This is a genomic window from Pseudomonas sp. EA_65y_Pfl1_P113 (genome assembly GCF_963970525.1).
Taxonomy (GTDB): Bacteria; Pseudomonadota; Gammaproteobacteria; order Pseudomonadales; family Pseudomonadaceae; genus Aquipseudomonas; species Aquipseudomonas tritici.
Genome location: NZ_CAXAQM010000368.1, coordinates 1 through 516, shown reverse-complemented (window position 1 = coordinate 516; position 516 = coordinate 1). Strand labels below are relative to the sequence as shown.

Genomic DNA, 516 nt, shown 5'->3' with positions numbered 1-516 from the left:
GGTCGAGGAGGCGAAGGATTCCCGTCGCTACTATCACGGCGCGCAACTGACGGCCGAACAGCTGCGGGTGCTGAAGGCGCGCCATCAGCCGGTGCAAATCTGGAACCGGGTCGGTCGCAAGATCAACGGCATCGTCGGCGTCGTCGAGCGCATGCGCTGCGATCCCAAGGCCGAAGGGCGCGATCCCAAGAGCGAGGCGGGGGCTGCGGTCGCAACGCAGACCGTGCGCTATGTGCTCGACGCCAACCAGTTCAAGAACTCGCTCAACTACTGGACGCTGCTGCAAACCGGCATCGACGGCATCGGCGGCGTGCAGCTGGTGCTGCAGAAAGGTGACAAGGGCGATCCTGATGTCGGGATCGAATGGGTCATTGGCGACGAATACTTCTACGACCCGCGCTCCTTCCGCTTCGACTTCAAGGATGTCCGCTATGAGGGCATCGCGAAATGGATGGACGTCGAGGCGGCGATCGAGATTTTCCCCGACAAGGCGGAGCTGCTGGAGGGCCTGTTCCA

At 62.8% G+C, this 516-nt stretch carries 1 protein-coding gene; it reads left to right on the top strand.

Annotated features, from left to right (window positions below; translation table 11 throughout):
* Positions 1–516 (top strand): hypothetical protein (locus AACY52_RS30090; protein ID WP_339561345.1); only part of this gene is annotated, 516 nt, incomplete at both ends.